This is a genomic window from Streptomyces cahuitamycinicus (assembly GCF_002891435.1).
GTDB lineage: Bacteria > Actinomycetota > Actinomycetes > Streptomycetales > Streptomycetaceae > Streptomyces > Streptomyces cahuitamycinicus.
On the sequence record NZ_POUC01000602.1, the window covers coordinates 1 to 3631 of the forward strand.

The 3631-nt window shown below is 74.0% G+C and carries 4 protein-coding genes; 3 read left to right on the plus strand and 1 reads right to left on the minus strand.

Annotation, left to right across the window (positions count from 1 at the left end):
- Nucleotides 1–16: 16 nt before the first annotated feature.
- Nucleotides 17–694 (minus strand): pentapeptide repeat-containing protein, encoded by a 678-nt coding sequence (locus C1J00_RS40075; protein ID WP_102913775.1) that lies wholly within the window; start codon nucleotides 692–694, stop codon nucleotides 17–19.
- A gap of 129 nt (nucleotides 695–823) precedes the next feature.
- Between C1J00_RS40075 and C1J00_RS40080 the strand changes: the two genes are divergently transcribed.
- The 3 genes from C1J00_RS40080 to C1J00_RS40090 all read left to right on the plus strand — a co-directional run.
- On the plus strand, nucleotides 824–1984 hold the full coding sequence (locus C1J00_RS40080; RefSeq protein ID WP_102913776.1) for an FAD-dependent oxidoreductase: 1161 nt from the start codon (nucleotides 824–826) through the stop codon (nucleotides 1982–1984).
- A gap of 45 nt (nucleotides 1985–2029) precedes the next feature.
- Complete coding sequence (locus C1J00_RS40085; RefSeq protein ID WP_102913777.1) at nucleotides 2030–3013, plus strand: zinc-binding dehydrogenase; 984 nt, start codon at nucleotides 2030–2032, stop codon at nucleotides 3011–3013.
- A 115-nt stretch (nucleotides 3014–3128) separates the two neighbouring features.
- Nucleotides 3129–3631 (plus strand): aminoglycoside phosphotransferase family protein (locus tag C1J00_RS40090; protein WP_219728408.1); only part of this gene is annotated, 503 nt, incomplete at its 3' end.

A 3631-nucleotide genomic window follows, 5' to 3' on the forward strand; every position in this document is an offset into this window, starting at 1 on the left:
GTGTACGCCGCCCCGCTCACCCCTCCACTCGGATCCCCCACTGCGCGGCCAGCACGGGCGCCAGGTCCAGCAGCTGCGCCGTGCTGATCACCGCTCCCGACAGGCGGTCAAGACCGCGGCTGATGTCCAGGGAAGCGGCGCCACGCAGGTCGACGTCCGTGAGGGTCGCCGCGTGGAAGTCGGCGCTCTTCAGCGCGCAGTCCACGAACTCCACGCGCTCCAGGCGCGCACCGCCGAAATCCGGCTCGACCAGGACGCAGCCCTCGAAGACGACGTCTCTGAGCCGGGCCGTGCGCAGGTTCAGATAGTCGATCTTGCCGCCACGGATCAGCACCCGCTCCAGCACCGCCCCGTGCATTTGCGGACCGCCGAGCCGGGCATCGGCCAGCTCCACGTCGCGCAGGGTCGCCTCGGCGAGGTCGGTGCCGACACCGCGGACGCCGGTGAGGATGGAGTCCAGGACGCGGGCGTGCCGCAGCCTGGTCTCGTCGAGCGCGCAGCCCGTCAGGGCGCAGTCCATGAAACGGGCGCCCGATCCGTCCTGCCCGGTGAAGTCGGCGTCCCGGAGCTCCAGCCCGTCGTAGTCCCCGTCCGGCTCCAGTTCACCGCCCTCGTACGGCTCCAGCACCGGCAGCCGCACCTCCGGTCGCCGCGCGCCCTTCACCCCCGTACCGCCCACCGCTCTCCTCGCCATGCCCCCATGCTGCACCCCGCCACTGACAACCGGCTCTGACCTGCGCGGACACCGGCGATGTCACATTCCGGCGCCCGAGATCGGTCGTACTCCCAGAAGGCGGACCCGACCCGAGGGAGATCCACAGTCATGCACCGCATCACCGTCATCGGCGGCGGCTTCGCCGGACTGACCGCGGCCATCACCGCTGCCGAGGCAGGCGCCAGGGTCACCATCCACGAGGCCCACCACACGCTCGGCGGCCGGGCACGCACCGCCGAGGGCCCGTACCGCACCAACGAGGGCCCACACGCCCTCTACAACGGCGGCCCGCACTGGGCCTGGCTACGGCAACGCGACCTCATCGGGCCGCTCGCCCCGCTCCCGCCCCTTGAGGTGGCCCGGTTCCGGCTGCGGCACCAGGGCGCGCTGCGCCGCACCCCTCCCTTCGCGATGCTGAAGCTGCTGCGCCGGACGGGCCGGCAGGCACCTGTCGACGCCGACTTCCTGGCCTGGGCGACGGGCATCGCCGGCGAGGAGGGGGCCCGGGCAGCCGCGCACTATGCGGCGGTCGCCCTGTTCCACCACGATCCCGGCTCGCTGTCGGCCGCGTTCGTGCAGGAGCGGCTGCGCCGCGCCACCAAGCTGCCGCCCGAGGCGCACTACCCGCGCGGTGGCTGGGCGAGCCTCATCGACCGGATGGCCGCCCGCGCCTGGAACATGGGCGTCCGCATGGAGACGCTGTCCCGCGTCGACGAGCTCCCCACCGACACACCCGTCGTCGTCGCCACCTCCCTCGACGCCGCCCGCCGCCTGCTCGGCGACGACTCCCTGACCTGGCCCAGCGGCCGTACCGCCCTCGTCGACCTGGCCGTACGCACCCGGCGCGGGGATGCCTTCGCGGTCTCCGACCTGGACGCGCCCGGCTGGCTCGAACGGTTCACCGCCCAGGACCGCAGTCTCGCCCCGGTCGGCGAGCAGCTGATCCAGGGGCATATCCCCATCGCCCCGCACGAGTCGAAAGCCGACGGCACCGCCCGCGCCGAGCAGTTGCTCGACCTGGGCTTCCCGGGCTGGCGCGAGCGGGTCACCTGGCGGCGCGAGTCGGTGGCCAACGGCCGTACGGGCGCGGTCGATCTGCCCGGCACCAGCTGGCGCGACCGGCCGGCCGTGAACCGGGGCGACGGCGTCTACCTCGCCGGCGACCAGGTCGCGGCCCCCGGTGTGCTGTCGGAGGTGTCCTTCAACAGCGCCCTGACGGCGGTCTCCCTGGCCCTCGGCCGGCGCGAGCTTGACCTCAAGCAAGCTTGAGGTCGAAGACTTGTCGCACCGAACGCCCCTTCCTGAGGAGTCGTCATGCACGCCATCCGCCTGCACGCCTTCGGCCCGCCCGAGAACCTCACCCACGAGCGGGTCGAGGACCCCGTGCCGGGCCCCGGCCAGGTCCGCATCGCCGTACACGCGGCGGGCGTCCACCTGCTGGACGCCGCCCTGCGCGAGGGCATGCCGGGCGGCCCGGCGGCCGAGCCGACGCCGCTGCCGACCATCCCCGGCCGCGAGGTCGCCGGTGTCGTCGAGTCCCTGGGCGCGGGCGTCGCCGAGTCGTGGCTGGGCAAGCAGGTCGTCGCCCACCTCGGCTTCGTCCCGGGCGGCTACGCCGAACTGGCCGTCACCGAGGCCGAGCGCCTGCACGAGATCCCCGCGAACCTGGACTTCGCCCAAGCCGTCGCCATGATCGGCACGGGCCGTACGGCGATGGGGATCCTGCAGTTCGCCGACCTCGGCCCCGACTCGGTGGTCGTCGTCCCGGCCGCCGCCGGAGGCCTCGGCACCCTCCTCGTGCAGTACGCCCGGAACGCCGGGGCGACCGTCGTGGGCCTCGCGGGCGGGCCGGAGAAGACCGCCCGGGTGCAGGCGGGCGGCGCCGACCTCGCCGTCGACTACAAGGAGCCCGGCTGGCCCGCGAAGGTCCGCGCGCACCTCGGCGGCCGGACCGCGACCATCGTCTTCGACGGCGTCGGCGGCGACATCGCCCGTGAGGCCGTCGCCCTCCTCGGCCCGGGCGGCAAGCACATCGTCTTCGGCTGGTCCGGCGAGGGCATCCGGGACGGCGGTCCCTACCTCGTCGACGGCGTCTCCGAGGAGGTCCTCGGCCCGGTGATGCTGGGGAAGGCCGCCGGACCCGACCCCCTCCGCACCCTGGAACTGCGTGCGCTCGCCGAGGCCGCGGCCGGCCGGCTCACCCCGGCCGTGCAGCGCTTCCCGCTCAGCGAGGCAGCGGCGGCCCACCGGGCGCTGGAGACCCGGGGCACGACCGGAAAGGTGGTCCTGGAGCCCTGACCGGCCCCGGCGCCGGAAAGGTGGTCCTGGAGCTGACCGGCCCCGGCGACGAGCCGGGTACGCCCCCAGGCAAATCCACATGCCCCACCCGGCACGCCCCACTACCGTGCCGAGGGTGATCGACATTCCCCGGGAACTGGCGGCATCACAGGAGAAGTTCAACGGAGAGGCGGGCCGCGCCTTCATCGCCGGGCTTCCGGAGCAGTCGGCCCGCTTCCTCGACCACTGGGGCCTGAGCCCCGACGGACCGCCGATGCACGGCGTCTCCGCCCTGGTCCTCCCGGTCGTCCGCGCCGACGGCACCCCAGCGGTCCTCAAGCTCCAGATCCTCGACGAGGAGAGCGAGGGCGAACCGGTCGCGCTGCGCGCCTGGAACGGCGAGCGAGCCGTCCGTCTCCTCGACCACGACGAACCCACCGGCACCATGCTGCTGGAACGCCTCGACGAGACCCGCATGCTGTCCCACGTGCCGGACGCCCATCAGGCCGTGGTCATCATCGCCGAGCTCCTGGCCCACCTCACGTCCTTCCCGGCCCCGCCCGGCATGCGCCGCCTCGGCGACATCGCCCGGGGGATGCTCGACCGGACCCCCCGGGCCGTCGCCCGCATCCCCGACCC

What these genes read in the sequence shown, in the direction of transcription:
- C1J00_RS40080 (WP_102913776.1), top strand. Translation starts at nt 824, where the DNA reads ATGCACCGCATCACCGTCATCGGCGGCGGCTTCGCCGGACTGACCGCG.
- C1J00_RS40085 (WP_102913777.1), top strand. Translation starts at nt 2,030, where the DNA reads ATGCACGCCATCCGCCTGCACGCCTTCGGCCCGCCCGAGAACCTCACC.
- C1J00_RS40075 (WP_102913775.1), bottom strand. Translation starts at nt 694, where the DNA reads ATGGCGAGGAGAGCGGTGGGCGGTACGGGGGTGAAGGGCGCGCGGCGA.